Origin of the sequence: Haemophilus sp. oral taxon 036, from assembly GCF_002998595.1 — a bacterium.
Classification (GTDB): domain Bacteria; phylum Pseudomonadota; class Gammaproteobacteria; order Enterobacterales; family Pasteurellaceae; genus Haemophilus; species Haemophilus haemolyticus_K.
Window position 1 is genome coordinate 196,916 of record NZ_CP027235.1, and the last position, 16,021, is coordinate 212,936.

Genomic DNA, 16,021 nt, shown 5'->3' on the forward strand with positions numbered 1-16,021 from the left:
TATAACAAAATTTTCTTATTCGATATTCTTAAAAAACCAATAATTTAAATAAGCCTATAATAAGATACTTGGGGATAAAGAAGAATATACTTATGATAGAGAGAAAAAAGGCGGGTAATTCCCGCCTCATAATGTAAAAGGTTGCTAGCTAACTAGCCAAAACTTTAACTAAATACTTAGAAAGTTAAGAATGGTGCTATTTTTTCAATGGTGGTTGAACCTAAACCATCAATTTTTGACAGTTCTGCCATATCTTTAATTTTACCAACCTTATTACGATAGTCGATGATTGCTTGCGCTTTTTTCTCACCGATACCAGAAAGCTGTTGTAATATTTTAGCATCTGCTTTGTTAATATCGATCTTAGCTGAATCAGCAATAGACTTAACTTTATCTTTTGCACTATTCATTTTTTCTGCGGCTTTTTCTTTCGTTTCTTTCACTTTCTCCGCAGCTTTGTGTTTTAAAGCTTTGTGACTATCTTCTGATGAAGAATCTTTTAATGATTTTGCTTTCTCTTTTACTGAATCAACTTCTTCTTTTGCTGCAGCCATTTTTTCTTTCATAGAAGAAACGCCTTCCATCGCTTTTTCTTTTGTTGAAGAAACTTTTTCTAAAACATTTCCTTTCGCAGCTGATGCAGAATCTTTTACTGATTTCACATTTTCTGAAACGGTTGTTTTGACATTATCTTTAGCCACATCTTTTAATGTAGCCAATGGATTTTCATTTGCTAATGCAGAACCTGAAATAGCAAGGGTAAGTGCGGTAACACTTAAAAGAGATTTTAAAGATTTCATATAAACTCCTATTATAAAATTTGCCAAAGGCATGCTTAAGACTCCCCCTCTGACAATTAGTTCAAAATACCATAAAAAATTCACCGCACTTTTAACGATTTAAAAATGGGTTTGTCTGTTTTTCTCGGCCAATGGTTGTATAAGGCCCATGCCCAGCAATAATAATAAGATCATCATTCAACGGTAATAGTTTTGTTCGAATTGAAGAAATCAATGTTTCATAGTCGCCACGAGGAAAATCGGTACGACCAATTCCGCCTTGAAATAATACATCGCCTGTAAATGCCACTTTTTTCTCATGTTCAATAAAACCAATATGCCCTGGTGTATGACCTGGCAAATGTAAAATTTCAAAATTAAAGCCATCTAATTTTAAGATTTCACCTTCTTGATTAAACCAACGATCAGGTAAAAAGGCCTCAATATTTGGTAAACCAAAACGTTGGGCTTGTTCGGGCAAACTCTCAAATAAAAATTTATCTTCTTCATGAGAGCCCCAAATTTCAACGCCAAAATGTTGTTTTAACTGCATCGCTGCGCCAACATGATCTAAATGGCCATGAGTAAGCAAAATCACTTTAAGATTCAAACCAAGTTCTTTAATTCGCTGAATTAAACGCTCACCTTCACCGCCCGGATCAATGATTGCTGCATTTTTTTCGTCATCCCAAATCAAAGAACAGTTTTGTTGAAATGCGGTAACTGGGATAATTTCGATATTCATGCTTGCTCCTTATAATCGATAAAATTGTTGGGTATTCAAAAGCATTTGCTCTTGAACATAATGTAATGGCAAAGATTTTAATTCAGCTATTTTCTTCAATACTGAGAATAATTGCTCAGAAATTACCGCACGTTCAAATCCTTCATGTGGCCAAGGACTATCCGTTTCAATCATCAAACGGTTTAACGACAAATGTTGAGCAACATACTGTGTTTTAGGATTCCATAAAATATCAGGTGTTAAGCTAGCAAAATATGGTGTAGATAAAAATTTCTGAAAAGATTTTTCATCTGTCTTAAACCAATGAAAATGGGCTCGTTGAATATTATTTTTCTGTAATAATTCAAGGGCAGTATCCACATCATTATGCACAATATGTAAATTTAACGGCAAATCCCATTTTTTCGCTATCAGAATAAATCGTTCTAGTAATTCAATATAAGGTGCGTAATCCAAATTTAAATTTTCACGTTTAGAATAATGTGGCAATCCCACCTCGCCAATCGCAGAAATTAAAGAATGATGTTCATCAATCCATTGAAATAATTCTTCTTGCTCTTCTAAATTCAGCAAGGGCTGTTCAGGGTGAAAACCAGCTGAGATATAAAGTTTCTCGGGGTAAACCTGTTTTAAATTCAATAGTTTTTTAGCACTTTTTAGATTCGTACTTACCGCAAGCATACCCGTAATCTTCGAATCACCAAGTGTTTTCTGGATATTCTCATCAGAGAGTTGATCCAAATGGAGATGACTGTCAAATAGCATAGTATTTTCCAATGAAAAACCGCACAAAAGTGCGGTCAATTTTAAATTTATTTTATACCCCTTTCCAGGTTCTAATAGGGCCGGTATCCACATGAATAAAATTACTTGTTGGATAATATCCTACTCCACCATTACTCAGGTTTTCTGCAGCAGCTTTTACTTTAGCCAAAGACACATCAGCAATACGAAAATCAATGGCCTTTCCTTTAATATGGTAACTATTACTTGCTACTCCGCTACTTTGACGATGACGCATTGCATTGGTTGCAGCAGAACGATACCCACAAATAATTTCAATTTCAGCATTGCGTAACCCTAAATTGCTTTGAATGTTATAAAACTTGTGGAATAAATTTGGATCCATTCTATGAACTTGGTTTGTTCGTTTATCACGCATAAAATGGTCCAATTTTTGTAATATCGCACTTGTAAAACCTTTTTGAGCTGAAAATTCACCACTTAATCGCTCTCCCGTATTAATATTACGGAACGTCAAAATACGAGGCTTAGGTGTTGAAACCATTGCTAATACAGAATTTGGCAAAACTGATGCACCTAAAACAATGCCACCGAGGGACAGCCATTTACGTTTCTGTTTATCAACCTTGTTCATCCTCTCTCCTTTCTATTTTTTGATGGATTATTAGAGATATTTTTTGACGACATTCCAGTTAATTCCACTGAAATTCATCAATCCATCATATTTATAAATATCTGGCAATACTTGAATTTTTCCTTCATCAACCCAGGATGTAACATAGTATATAAACACAGGGTTTTCCGAACGAATTGGGGCAGAAACCGTTTTTTTACTCTCTAAAACATTCTTTTTACGTTCATCAGACCACCCTGCTTCTTTCAATAAAATACTAGCAAGTTGATCGGATTTTTCCACACGTACGCAACCAGAACTTAATGCGCGATCTTTACGGCTAAACAGCCCATGATTTGGCGTGTCATGCAAATAAATGGCATCTGAGCTTGGCATATTAAATTTATAATTACCCAGTGCACTATCGCCAGCGGCTTGTCGAACTCGATAAGGGAATTTATTACCAATAGATGCCCAATTTATCGAATAAGGATCAATCACATTTCCAGCACTATCCAAAATAGAATAATTATGAGCTGCAATATAACTTGGATCCGCTTTCATTTTTGGTAATAAATCTTCATTAATTAAACGAGTAGGCGCATTCCAAGGTGGATTAACAACAACACTACTTAATTTACTATACATCACAGGTGTACGGCGTTCATCCTTACCAACAATAACACGAGATTCCAAAGTTAAATTACCATCGCGATAATACTGCAATTTATAACTTGGAATATTCACGAAAATACCATTATGAAAATCAGGAATCACCCGTAAACGTTGCGCATTAATAGCAAGCTTTTTACCTACTTCTGACAGTCCTGATGCAGATACCATTGATGATAAGGCTTTAACAGTTTGATGATATAAGTGATTATCGCCCGATAAACTTTGTACAAAACCTAAAAGTTGACCATTTTCTACCGCACTTAACCAACGTTGAATATGCTCATCTGCAGGTTGTTGAACTTGATAAGTGCTAGATGAATACAACCAACGTTGAGCTTGCACGCCTACATTTTGAGTATAATACAAATAATCTAGCAATATATCGCTCAATAAAACATCATAAGCTAATCCACCTTGTTGTTCGATCAACTCAAAGGATTCTAAGGATTTTGCTGAACGTTTAGAAATACCGCTAGCCACCATCGCGGCATACCCCTGTAACAATTGGCGAGCCGCTGCATTATCTTTCCATAATGGTGCATATTTACGTTCTGCATATAAACGAGCTAACAAAGGCTTAAACTGTAAAGCATGCTCACCTATTTCATGGGTTAGCGACATTTCTAAAATTGCTTGCTTTTCCTGTGCTAAGCGGGCTTGATCTAATTTAATTTCCTCTTCAAGCTTTTGTTTTTCTTCTGGAGATAAATGCGAAACATCAACGCCATGAAGTTGCACCGATTGTCCATTTTTTACAAAATCTGCTAAAGCGCATCCTGAAGTCATCATTGACAATGACAACGCAAATACTGAGAGCTTTGCAGTGCTTTTAAACATAGCCATTCCTTAAACATTCCCTAAAACAACCGCACTTTATTTAAGTTCTAAAACAAAGTGCGGTTAAAATAATTTTATTTTTTCTCTTCTACTGTTTCTGTTGGTTTCTGAGTTTCTTTGCTAACATCTTGCTCAGTTGAATTCAACATAACAAAATCCGCAGCCATTTTTTCTGCTTCTTTTAAGAAGAAATCTGGCGCTTCATAATCTTTCGGTAAATCATCAATATCATTTAATGCTTTTTTACCTTCTCGTTTAAAACGCTCATTAATATCTTTTAAACGTCTTGCATCATCCTTATCATTTTCAGCTTTACGCGTTTGATAATTCAATGATAAGAATTTGCGATCACGGCGCTCATTACGAATTTTTAAATCTTCATTCAATGCAATAAATTCAGGATCTTTAGCAATACGCTCAAGATGCTTTTTATTTAATACATCAACATCTTTGCGAGCATTGCCAACTTCAGTATAAGTTGCAGATGGAATTTTATCCCATGGCAATGCATTATCTTCCTTATCTTCGCCGTACTCTTTGGCATCGATAATTTCAGGGAAATTAATATCTGCAGCAACGCCTTTTAACTGAGTTGAACCACCATTAATACGATAGAACTTTTGAATCGTATACTGTAATAAACCTAATGGTGTTTGATCTAAATCATAGGTAAAATTTAATGAGCGACTTTGCTGAACCGTACCTTTACCAAAAGTATTCTGACCAATGATAATACCACGATTGTAATCTTGCATTGCGGCAGCAAAAATCTCAGATGCTGATGCACTATAACGATTAATCATCACCAATAAAGGCCCTTTATATTGCTGTGCTGAATCATCATCTTCATGTACCCGAATACGCTGATAAGCATCCCTTACCTGAACTACAGGCCCATCTGTAATAAACAGACCACTTAATGCAACAGCCTCTGTTAATGCGCCACCACCGTTCTCACGCAAATCAACAATTAAAGCATCCGCCTTTTGATTTTCTATATTAGTGAGTAATTTTTTTACATCACTTGTTAAACCGATATAAAAACCAGGAATTTTAATCACTGCAATATTTTTACCATCAATTTTATTCATGGTTAATTTTGCAGCTTGATCTTCAATACGAACTTTATCACGTACTAAAGTAATAATACGGGATTTTCCACCTTTAGACGGTTCGATTTCCAACCGCACTTTTGTGCCTTTTTTACCTTTGATTTTCTCAACGATATCTTCTAAACGCCAGCCTACGATATCTTCAATCTCACCAGTTGCTTGGCCCACACCAATAATTTTATCTCCTGGATGCAATTTTTTGCTTTTTTCAGCTGGCGCACCTGGAACAAGTGACTTGATGCTTGTTTCATCATCTTCTGATTGTAAAGTTGCCCCAATCCCCTCAAGAGAAAGATTCATGCTTTCGTTAAAACTTTTCGCGGTTCTTGGTGCAAGATAGCTTGTATGCGGATCAATTTCGCGAGCAAATGCATTTAAATAAGTTTGAAGAATGTCATCTGCCTTCGTTTGAGTTAAACGACGAATTGCCAAATTATAACGTTTGGTGAGTTTTGACTTAATTTCTGACCATTTTTTATCTTTTAATTTAAGATTGATAATGTCATTTTTTACTCGTTCTTCCCAAAGTTGGTTGGCTTCATCTTCAGTTTTCGGAAATGCCGCTTTTTCACGATCAATTTCAATTTGATCCTGGCCATTCAAATTAGGCTCTTTATCTAATAAAGACAACGCATAAGCATAACGTTCATAACGACGCTTCATCATTACATCATAAATATCAAAAGCAGCAGAAAGATCACCTTGATTTAACTGGTCATCCAACTTAGTGCCATATTTTTGACGAAGTTCATCTACATCAGATTGCAAAAAGGTGTTATGGCTAAAATCAATATTTTTAATATAACGATCAAAAATCTTCTCAGAAAAAGCATCATCTAATGAGATCTTTCGATAATGCGATTGGGTTAATCGAGTGGTTGCGCGCTTAGTTGCCAACTGATTCTCTTCGCTTGCTGTTGGAATAGTAATATCGCTCAGTTTTAATTTAGGCTGCACAGCAAAAGCAGGCACAGAGCCGATTAACAATGCCGATAACAATGCGCTAGTAATCACATTTTTTGAAATATTAGATCTCATAACCTTTCCCGAGTAGAATTAAATCATTATGCAAATAAACGATCTGCAGCTACGCTCATAACCAAACCGTTTTCAAGCTCAACACGTGCTGAATCTTTTAGCACTTCCACTACTGTTGCTTTTTTCGCATGATCGCCAGCTTTCACTTTCACCACAGAACCAACAGAAATTTGTGAAAAATCAACCGCACTTAATGAGGGCTTATTGAAGTGTTTAGCATTTTTATTTGCAGGTTTACGTGGGCGTTGTTTTTGTTGGGCTTTTTTCGCTGCAGCCTCCGCTTTACGTTTTTCAGCAACACGAGCTTTAGCATCTGCAAGCTGTTGAGCTGCATGGGCTACATGTTCCGCTTCTAATACTCCGGCTGGATTACCTTGTAAATCTACGCGCACAGCACCTTCGCGACAGCCATGCAAATAACGCCAATTTGATGTGTATTGACGAAGAGCCTGACGCAACTGAGTTTTGCTTACACACTCATCATCTTCTAATGCTTCTGCTAAATCTTGGAACAGACCAATTTTTAATGGTTTTGCTTCGCCTTCTAAAATAAAGCAAAGAGGGAATTTTTCAGCCAAATACGCAATAATATCTTTTGTATTGGTTAATTTTTGTGAATTTACTTGCGCATCAGAGGTCTGAACGCCAGATTGAGAATCAGTCATGTTAGTTATCCTAGGGTAAATATAAATCGACTTAGTTTATCGCACTTTTTACAAAATTTACAATGAATCAAAACATTGTGAATAAATTTCGCACAAAAATAGTCAAGATCACTTCCCATATATACTTAAACAAGGCTAAAATGCGCCGTTTTTAACAACCGAATAAAAGATAATCTTTCGTGCAAGAATCAAACCTCACACAAAAATCATTTCAAATTATAAAATGCGAAGAATGTGATGCTAGCGTAGAAACACCTTTAATATTAAATAAAGATGAACAAGCTGAATGTCCACGTTGTCATCACCATTTAGCTACAGGTGGGCGTTGGTCTGTTCATCGTTGCGCAATGGTCGCTTTATCGATCCTTATTTTGATGCCATTTGCCTTGGGTTATCCCCTATTAAGTCTTCATCTATTAGGTGTAAAAATTGACGCATCTATTTGGGAAGGTATTTGGAAAATGTCAGTAGCTGGCTATGAATACACTGCCTTTATGGTGTTTATCTGTGCCGTTGTGATGCCAATTACCTTTGCAATTTTAGTCATCATGCTCTGGATTGCAAAAATTTTGCATATTAAACCTCGCAGTGTTTTGCTTTTTTTAGGTTATATAAAACCTTGGGTTATGTTTGATGTTTATTTAGTTGCGCTAGGCGTAACGATGTTCAAAGTACGTGAATATGCAACACTGGAAATTAATGTTTATTTAATTCCCTTTATTTTCACCGCACTTTTGACAACCTTACTTTTTATCAAATTAAACCTTAAAGCATTATGGAAAGAGTTTTATCCAGAAAATGAACCAGCTTATGATGCAAACAACATTGAATTATGTGATGCTTGTAACTATACATTTTCAAAAAATGGGATTCATTACGATAAAAAGAACAACCCACGATGTCCGCGCTGTTTATCGCCTGTTCATATTTCAGATAATATTAAGTTACAACGCACTTGGGCAAGTTTAATTGCTGGGATTATTATGCTTTTCCCTGCAAATTTATTACCCATATCAGGCATTTATTTAACAGGTTCGCTCTCTGAAGATACATTAATATCCGGAGTTATTTCTTTTGTGAATATGGGCAGTTATTTTGTTGCTTTCGTGGTATTCTTTGCGAGTATTTTTGTCCCAATCAGTAAAGCTGCAATTTTACTTTATTTACTAAGTTGTGTTCATTTTAAATGGCGACACTCTATTAAATGGCAAATACGTTTATTGCATATTGTGCATTTCGTTGGGCGCTGGTCTATGCTCGATTTATTTGTATTAGCCTTAATGATGTCTCTAGTAACACGCGGTGAAATTATTAATTTTACCGTTGGTCCTGGCGCATTTTACTTCGGCGCTGCCGTATTTTGCAGCATGATTTCAACCTCACAATTTGATAGTCGATTAATTTGGAAAATTTATGACAGAGAAAAATAGTTCTTCAATGAAAGATCAACATACAGAAATGACAGCGGCAGTACGAAAAACTCGTCGTATTTCTCCATTTTGGTTACTTCCCTTTATTGCATTATGTATTGGGGCAATTTTATTCTTCCAAATTGTTAAGGAGCGTGGCACAAGCATCACGATTACCTTCACCAATGGTTCTGGTATCGTTGCGGATAAAACACAAGTTCGCTACCAAGGTTTGCAAATTGGTGTGGTGAAAAAAGTAAATTTCACAGATAACATGCAAAAAGTGGAAGTTGTTGCCAATATCAATCCTGAAGCGTCAAGTATTTTGCGTAAAAATACAAAATTCTGGCTTGTTCAACCAAATGTTTCACTTGCAGGAATTTCAGGTTTAGATTCTCTCGTATCAGGCAATTACATCACTCTTCAACCAGGTGATGGCGATCACGAAAACGAATTTATTGCGGAAGAACAGGGCCCAATTGCCCAAGTTTCGCCTGGAGATTTATTGATTCACTTAATTTCTGATGATTTAGGCTCAATTTCTATCGGTGCATCTGTCTATTTTAAAAAATTACCTGTAGGAAAAATTTACGATTACCGCATTAATAAAGACAATAAAGTGCAAATAGATGTGGTGATTGATAAAGCCTATGCACAGTTTGTGAAAAAAGATTCACGTTTTTGGAACATCAGTGGCATTAACGCTAACATTAGCCCGTCAGGCTTAAATCTAAATGTAGAAAGTTTAAATTCGGTTGTACAAGGTGCCGTTTCTTTTGACTCTCCAGCTGACAGCCCAAAAGCAGATGAAAATAGCCATTTCACGCTCTATACCAATTTAAAAGCAGCAAAACGTGGGATTGAAGTCAACGTAAATATCCCTGCATCTGCGGGTCTCGTTGCAGGACAGACCGAAGTTTATTCTCAAGACAATCCTATCGGGATTCTTTCTAAAATAAGTGCGGTTGAAAATAACGATGAAATTTTAGAAGGCAGTTTATTGATAGATCCAAACCAAGCCTCCTTATTTAAAGCGAATAGCAAAATCGTACTTCGTAATAAAAAAACGGATCTTGGTAATTTAGCAGATCCAAAAAAATTCTTTCGTGGCGAATATTTTGATGTCATTGCTGGAGATGGTGAAACTAAACATCAATTTGATGTCATTAAAGAAAATGAGTTATTACTCAATGCACCTAATACATTGGTTTTAACACTCACCGCACCAGAAAATTATGGTGTAAGTGAAGGTCAAAATGTGTTTTATAACAACATGCCAATCGGACAAATTGTTTCACAAAAAGTGGATATAAATGGCGTACAATTTAAAGCAGCAATTGCATCCGAATATCGCAATTTAATTCACGAAAATACACGATTTGTCGCAGCAACCAACTTTGATATCAGCGTTGGATTAGACGGATTGCGTTTTGAATCCGCGACACCAGAAAAATGGTTACAAGGTGGCGTACGAGTACTAACGAAACAAGGTCAGGGAAAAGCTAAAGATAGCTACCCGCTTTATCAAAATATTAGCAATGCTGAACATGGGATTATAGGAAATATTCTTACGCCAACGATAACCTTACACACCCAAACGTTACCAAGCATTGATAAAGGCTCTCTCGTACTATATCGTCAATTTGAGGTGGGAAAAATTTTAAATATTAAACCTAAAACTAATAGCTTTGATGTGGAGGTTTATATTTATCCCTCCTATCAACATTTATTGACAGATAAAAGCCGATTTTGGGTAGAAAGTGCGGCGAAAATTGATATCACACCTAAAGGTATTAGCATTCAAGCAACGCCACTTGCGCGTTCCTTAAAAGGTGCGATTAGCTTTGATAATAGTGGTTCGGGCAATAATCGAACACTTTACGCAAATGAAAGTTATGCAAAATCCATCGGACTTGCCATCACCTTAACGGCAGATGATGCAACCAATCTGAGTAAAGGGATGAGTCTGCGCTATTTGGGTTTAGATGTGGGGCAAATTGACAGTATTCAGCTTGATGCAAAATCTAAACGCATCACTGCAAAAGCGTTAATAAACCCAAATTATATGAATATGATTGCAAAAGAAGGTTCTAACTTTACGATTATCTCACCACAAATTTCAGCAGGTGGAATTGATAACCTTGATAGCTTATTACAACCTTATATCGATATTGAAATTGGGAATGGTAAACCAAAAACACAATTCAATTTAGCTCAAACAGCTCCACAACGTAATAAATTTAGTAATGGTACGCCATTTATTTTAGAAACACGTGATGCAATGAATTTAAGTGAAGGTTCACCAATTCTTTATCGAGGCGTAGAAGTGGGTACCGTGAAAAAATTTGAGCTTAACAGCCTTGGTGATCGCGTCTTAGTGCATATTGCAATCATACCGAAATATAGTCATCTTGTTCGACAAAATACAGAGTTTTGGATTGCATCAGGTTATGACTTCACCTTAGGCTGGAAAGGTGCGGCATTTAACACAGGAAGTGTTCAACAGTTGCTAAAAGGTGGTATTTCTTTCTCCACACCAGCAGAAAAAGAAATTCAACCACAGGCGCAGCCAAACAAACGTTTCTTGCTCCAAATAAAACGCCCAGAAGAAGTACAAACTTGGGGAAGTGGCGCATTACCACAGTAAATAAAAAATGGATTAAACGGTAAAAGGTTTAATCCATTTTTTATTATCGATTTAAATAGTCCAATAAGTTTTTCCACTGTAATTGCATATCTTTTATACCCAACTCATACATTGCCTGCAATTTATTGGGATCTTTTTCAATGCGCTTAATCTTCAAATCAACAGAAGGTCGAATAACAAAAATATCGCCTTCTTCTGCTAACTTAATCACATTTTCAACTTGTTGATTATACATGGCATAACGCTGATTTACGGCATCTGCAAAATGTGGATAACGTCGATAAAACCATTTGGCAATCCAAGTCATTGGCTTAGATTTTCTATAATCTAAAGTGCGGGTAAGAATGACAATGATTTTATCGTATCCTAACTTCTGCATTTGTTCGACAGGAATAGAATCCGCAATAGCGCCATCCAAATAAGGAATCCCGTCTATCTCAACAGGACGAGAAACATAAGGCATGGCGGAGGTAGCACGCAACACCTCCATTTGGGCCAAAGGATCTATTAATTTGACATATTCTGCTTGCGCAGTTTGTAAGTTAGTTACAGCTACATAAAAATCGATATCTGATTCTTTAAACGTTTTATTATCAAACACATCATATTTGAAAAGTACTTCATAAAAAGCAAAATCTTTATTCACGATATTGCCTGTGCTCACCAAACTTTTAAAACTGATATAACGCTTATCTGATATAAATTTCTTGTTGTAACGAATTGCCCGCCCTTTTTGCCGAGAAGGATAATTAACCCCAAACAATGCACCTGCAGAAACAGAAATGATACCATCAACCCCAAAATCTTTATCTAAGAAGGTATCTAGTACACCCGCGGTGTACATGCCTCGCATCGCCCCACCTTCTAATACTAAGCCAATTTTCATTGATTTTTTAACTTCTTCCATTTGAAAACAACACATAAAAATATTGCGTGCCATTACTGAACACGCAATTATTTGAATAATCTGGATTAATCCCGCTTCCGACTCAGCAACCACCAAATCATCACAATAAATAGCAAACTTGGCATTAGCGCACCGAAAACAGCAGGCATGTTATAAACAACGCTCATTTGTCCGAAAATTTCATTTACTACATAAAACAAAAATCCAAAAAAGATGCCCGTTACAATTCTTGCTCCTGCAGTCACACTACGTAGCGATCCAAAAATAAAAGATAATGCCAATAACATCATTACGCCAACAGATACAGGTTGGAAAATTTTCCGCCAGAATGTGAGTTCAAAGCGACTCACATCCTGACCTGTTTCACGTAAAAATGAAATGTAATTATACAAACCTGAAATAGACAGTGATGTAGGACGTAAAGAAACAGCACCTAATTTATCTGGCGTTAAATTTGTTTCCCATTTTTCCGATAAGCGATTACTTGTCGTGATTTCATCTTTGCTAATCATAGAATGGTTCACTTGACGTAAGGTCCATTTACTTTCATCTTCCGAATAACTTGCTTGGTTAGCATGTTTCAACTCCGTCAAATTACGATGCTGATCAAAAGTATAAATATAAATATCGTTTAATTTTGCGTCATCAGTAACACGTCGAACAAACACAAAATTATTACCATCTTTTGCCCAAACCCCATTTTTCATCGAAAGCATTGAACCATCAGAAAGCGCTCGAGCACGCATATCACGTGCGAACTGTTCGGTTTGCGGAATCCCCCACTCACCAATCACCATCGTTAATAAAACTAACGGTAATGCGGTTTTCATCACAGCCATACCAATTTTAAAACGAGAAAACCCTGCGGCTTGCATCACAACGAGTTCACTTCGACTCGCAAGATTACCTAAAGCCATTAGCGCACCAAGCAATGCTGCCATAGGAAAGAAAGTTTCAATATCTTTTGGAATAGTTAAGCCAGTAAAAGCCACCGCTTGCCAAATATCATAGGTGCCTTTACCTACGCTACGAAATTGTTCCACAAATTTGATAATGGCAGAGAGCCCAACCAATGTAAGCAAAGTAGCAAAAATTGATCCAAGAATACTTTTTCCAATATAACGATCGAGGGTATTCATCATTTTGCTTATCCTTTTCTACTGAATAAATGGCGGAATTTATACATGGCAGCGCTATCCCAACCGTTTAACACTATACCAAGCAACAAAAAGCCAATATTAACAAGAGGCATAAAAATAGCAGCATCTAATTTTCCTGCTGCCCCCGCAGATTTAAAGGAACTTTGTAATAAGAAATAAATTAAATAAAGTAAAAGTGCGGGTAAAATTTTGGCAAATCTACCTTGTCGAGGATTTACACGACTTAATGGCACAGCAATTAACGCCATGAGTGGAACAGCTAGGATTAATGTAATACGCCAATGCAATTCAGACTTCGCCGAAGGAGAATCTAAACCGATAAGTTGAGACAATGTTAATTCTGCGACTTCATCATTCGTATTTTCTGTTTCCTGATGACCTAAATAGGCTTGATATTCATCAAAATGCGTAATGCGAAAATCTGGTAAAACAGACGTGCCTTCAACTCGTTGGGTATTTTGTAAATTCAGAATTTGATCGCCATTTGGCAGCGCTTTTAATTCGCCTTTTTCAGCAGTTACGACAGATGGTTTCGTTTGCCCTTTTGGCGCAGTTTGGAACAAATACACGTCATTAATTTGATTTCCCTTGATACTATCAATAAATAAAACAAAATTGTTGTTATTCGTTGCTATAAACTGACCAGAAGCAAGCGCCCCCATTGTTGGATTCGCTTTTGCATCTTCCACAATTTCAGCTTGTTTTTGAATTGACCAAGGCGAAAGCCATAAGACGTTATAAGCAGCAAGTCCCGCAGTAACCAATGAAAGCATTAACGCCACACGCACTAAAACACGTTGCCCGACACCACAAGCACGCATCACCGTTATTTCACTTTCAGCGTAAAGACGACCAAAAGTGAGTAAAATCGCAATAAACAAACATAATGGCAACATTAATTGTGCCATAGCCGGCATGCCTAGCCCAAGCAAGGAAAATACCAAATCCGCTGGTACTTTACCATTAGCCGCAGATCCCAGTACGCGCACTAACTGCTGAGAGAAAAAAATCAGCAATAAAATGAACAAAATGGCGACTTGGCTCTTAAATACTTCTTTCGTTAAATATCGAATTAAAATCATCTTATTTCGTTTGTTTTTCTAAATCTAAAACGGGGGAAAACTGGATAAAATCGGTCGCGTATGATACCTTATTTTCGCTGAATTAAACAGAAATTTAAGGACATCAAATGAAATATCAAGCAAAAAACACCGCACTTTCTCAAGCCAGTGATTGCATTGTTTTAGGCATATATGAGAACAATGAATTTTCAAAAAGTTTTCATGAAATCGATCAATTAACCCAAGGCTATTTAAACGATTTAGTGAAATCAGGTGAGCTAAGTGGCAAATTAGCCCAAACTGTTTTACTTCGTGATCTTCAAGGTTTGGCTGCCAAACGCCTATTAATCGTTGGCTGTGGCAAAAAAGGAGAACTCTCCGAGCGCCAATATAAACAAATCATCCAAGCTGTATTAAAAACACTAAAAGAAACCAACGCACATGAAGTCGTTTCTTATTTAACTGAAATTGAATTAAAAGATCGCGATCTTTATTGGAATATCCGCTTTGCCATTGAAACGATTGAACACACCAATTATCAATTTGATCATTTCAAATCTCAAAAAGCAGAAGCCTCTGTTTTAGAATCGTTCATCTTTAATACGGATTGTGAGAAAGCACAACAGGCTATTGCTCATGCCAATGCGATTAGCTCAGGTATAAAAGCCGCACGCGACATCGCAAATATGCCACCCAATATCTGCAACCCAGCTTATCTTGCTGAGCAAGCAAAAAATTTGGCAGAAAATTCTACCGCACTTTCTTTGAACGTTGTGGATGAAGAAGAAATGTCAAAACTTGGAATGAATGCTTATCTTGCCGTCTCAAAAGGCTCTGAAAACCGTGCTTACATGTCTATTTTGACATTCAATAATGCACCAAATAAAAACGCCAAACCCATTGTACTTGTAGGCAAAGGATTAACCTTTGATGCAGGCGGTATTTCACTTAAACCTGCCGCTGACATGGATGAAATGAAATATGACATGTGTGGTGCAGCCTCTGTCTTCGGCACAATGAAAGCCATTGCAGAGTTGAATTTGCCATTAAACGTTATTGGTGTTTTAGCAGGTTGTGAAAATCTGCCTGATGGCAATGCTTATCGCCCAGGCGATATTCTCACTACCATGAACGGTTTAACCGTAGAAGTGCTCAACACCGATGCAGAAGGTCGCTTAGTCCTTTGTGATGCTCTTACTTATGTTGAACGTTTTGAACCTGAGCTTGTTATTGATGTCGCAACCTTGACGGGTGCTTGTGTAGTTGCCCTTGGTCAACACAATAGCGGCTTAGTTTCTACAGATAACGATCTCGCCAATGCACTACTCCAAGCCGCAACAGAAACCACAGACAAAGCATGGCGTTTACCATTAAGCGAAGAATATCAAGAACAACTTAAATCGCCTTTTGCTGATCTTGCCAACATTGGCGGGCGCTGGGGTGGCGCAATTACTGCCGGTGCATTTTTGTCTAACTTCACGAAAAAATATCGCTGGGCACATTTAGACATCGCAGGTACGGCTTGGCTACAAGGCGCAAATAAAGGCGCAACTGGCCGTCCTGTTTCGCTATTAACACAATTTTTGATTAATCAGGTTAAATAAAATATGTATGAAAATAACCGCACTT

The 16,021-nt window shown here is 36.9% G+C and carries 13 protein-coding genes; 3 read left to right on the plus strand and 10 right to left on the minus strand.

The features are described 5' to 3' along the window. Window positions 1-176: 176 nt before the first annotated feature. From C3V42_RS01005 to proQ, 7 genes are all read right to left on the minus strand, one after another. Window positions 177-800: a helix-hairpin-helix domain-containing protein gene (locus tag C3V42_RS01005; protein WP_106013348.1), complete on the minus strand. Its 624-nt coding sequence runs from the start codon at window positions 798-800 to the stop codon at window positions 177-179. 91 nt (window positions 801-891) lie between these two features. Next, window positions 892-1,524, minus strand: coding sequence for an MBL fold metallo-hydrolase (locus C3V42_RS01010; protein ID WP_106013349.1), 633 nt, complete (start codon window positions 1,522-1,524; stop codon window positions 892-894). 9 nt (window positions 1,525-1,533) lie between these two features. Then, window positions 1,534-2,289, minus strand: a complete 756-nt coding sequence (locus C3V42_RS01015; protein ID WP_048954035.1) for a TatD family hydrolase — start codon at window positions 2,287-2,289, stop codon at window positions 1,534-1,536. 52 nt (window positions 2,290-2,341) lie between these two features. Beyond that, a complete protein-coding gene (locus tag C3V42_RS01020) occupies window positions 2,342-2,902 on the minus strand; it encodes a YcbK family protein (RefSeq protein ID WP_106013350.1) in 561 nt (186 codons plus the stop codon). Window positions 2,903-2,932: 30 nt separating this feature from the next. Next, complete coding sequence (locus tag C3V42_RS01025; RefSeq protein ID WP_048954037.1) at window positions 2,933-4,399, minus strand: L,D-transpeptidase family protein; 1,467 nt, start codon at window positions 4,397-4,399, stop codon at window positions 2,933-2,935. Between the two features lie 68 nt (window positions 4,400-4,467). Further along, on the minus strand, window positions 4,468-6,543 hold the full coding sequence (gene prc, locus C3V42_RS01030) for a carboxy terminal-processing peptidase (RefSeq protein WP_048954038.1): 2,076 nt from the start codon (window positions 6,541-6,543) through the stop codon (window positions 4,468-4,470). A gap of 26 nt (window positions 6,544-6,569) precedes the next feature. Then, entirely contained in the window at window positions 6,570-7,208 is a 639-nt protein-coding gene (proQ, locus tag C3V42_RS01035) for an RNA chaperone ProQ (RefSeq protein WP_048954039.1), read from the minus strand. A gap of 179 nt (window positions 7,209-7,387) precedes the next feature. On the opposite strand from proQ, the gene C3V42_RS01040 reads away from it, so the two are divergent. Further along, a complete protein-coding gene (locus tag C3V42_RS01040) occupies window positions 7,388-8,638 on the plus strand; it encodes a PqiA/YebS family transporter subunit (RefSeq protein WP_048954040.1) in 1,251 nt (416 codons plus the stop codon). Then, the gene (locus C3V42_RS01045; protein ID WP_106013351.1) at window positions 8,622-11,264 is read left to right on the plus strand and encodes a PqiB family protein; all 2,643 of its coding nucleotides are present in this window, start codon (window positions 8,622-8,624) and stop codon (window positions 11,262-11,264) included. The genes C3V42_RS01040 and C3V42_RS01045 overlap by 17 nt, the downstream gene beginning before the upstream one ends. A 43-nt stretch (window positions 11,265-11,307) precedes the next feature. Here the strand turns inward: C3V42_RS01045 and C3V42_RS01050 are convergent, their stop codons facing one another. From C3V42_RS01050 to lptF, 3 genes are all read right to left on the minus strand, one after another. Next, window positions 11,308-12,150, minus strand: a complete 843-nt coding sequence (locus C3V42_RS01050) for a DUF6363 domain-containing protein (protein WP_106014296.1) — start codon at window positions 12,148-12,150, stop codon at window positions 11,308-11,310. Window positions 12,151-12,236: 86 nt separating this feature from the next. Beyond that, complete coding sequence (gene lptG / locus C3V42_RS01055; RefSeq protein WP_106013352.1) at window positions 12,237-13,313, minus strand: LPS export ABC transporter permease LptG; 1,077 nt, start codon at window positions 13,311-13,313, stop codon at window positions 12,237-12,239. Window positions 13,314-13,318: 5 nt separating this feature from the next. Then, a complete protein-coding gene (gene lptF, locus C3V42_RS01060) occupies window positions 13,319-14,413 on the minus strand; it encodes an LPS export ABC transporter permease LptF (RefSeq protein ID WP_106013353.1) in 1,095 nt (364 codons plus the stop codon). A gap of 107 nt (window positions 14,414-14,520) precedes the next feature. Here lptF and C3V42_RS01065 point away from each other — a divergent pair, with 107 nt between their 5' ends. Continuing rightward, window positions 14,521-15,996 carry a leucyl aminopeptidase gene (locus C3V42_RS01065; RefSeq protein ID WP_106013354.1) on the plus strand — a complete coding sequence of 492 codons (1,476 nt, stop codon included), beginning with the start codon at window positions 14,521-14,523 and terminating at the stop codon, window positions 15,994-15,996. The last annotated feature ends 25 nt before the right edge of the window (window positions 15,997-16,021 follow it).

Bases quoted from the DNA above. Each gene is read 5' to 3' on its own strand.
- C3V42_RS01005 (WP_106013348.1), bottom strand. From the start codon at position 800: ATGAAATCTTTAAAATCTCTTTTAAGTGTTACCGCACTTACCCTTGCT.
- C3V42_RS01010 (WP_106013349.1), bottom strand. From the start codon at position 1,524: ATGAATATCGAAATTATCCCAGTTACCGCATTTCAACAAAACTGTTCT.
- C3V42_RS01015 (WP_048954035.1), bottom strand. From the start codon at position 2,289: ATGCTATTTGACAGTCATCTCCATTTGGATCAACTCTCTGATGAGAAT.
- C3V42_RS01020 (WP_106013350.1), bottom strand. From the start codon at position 2,902: ATGAACAAGGTTGATAAACAGAAACGTAAATGGCTGTCCCTCGGTGGC.
- C3V42_RS01025 (WP_048954037.1), bottom strand. From the start codon at position 4,399: ATGGCTATGTTTAAAAGCACTGCAAAGCTCTCAGTATTTGCGTTGTCA.
- prc (WP_048954038.1), bottom strand. From the start codon at position 6,543: ATGAGATCTAATATTTCAAAAAATGTGATTACTAGCGCATTGTTATCG.
- proQ (WP_048954039.1), bottom strand. From the start codon at position 7,208: ATGACTGATTCTCAATCTGGCGTTCAGACCTCTGATGCGCAAGTAAAT.
- C3V42_RS01045 (WP_106013351.1), top strand. From the start codon at position 8,622: ATGACAGAGAAAAATAGTTCTTCAATGAAAGATCAACATACAGAAATG.
- C3V42_RS01050 (WP_106014296.1), bottom strand. From the start codon at position 12,150: ATGAAAATTGGCTTAGTATTAGAAGGTGGGGCGATGCGAGGCATGTAC.
- lptG (WP_106013352.1), bottom strand. From the start codon at position 13,313: ATGATGAATACCCTCGATCGTTATATTGGAAAAAGTATTCTTGGATCA.
- lptF (WP_106013353.1), bottom strand. From the start codon at position 14,413: ATGATTTTAATTCGATATTTAACGAAAGAAGTATTTAAGAGCCAAGTC.
- C3V42_RS01065 (WP_106013354.1), top strand. From the start codon at position 14,521: ATGAAATATCAAGCAAAAAACACCGCACTTTCTCAAGCCAGTGATTGC.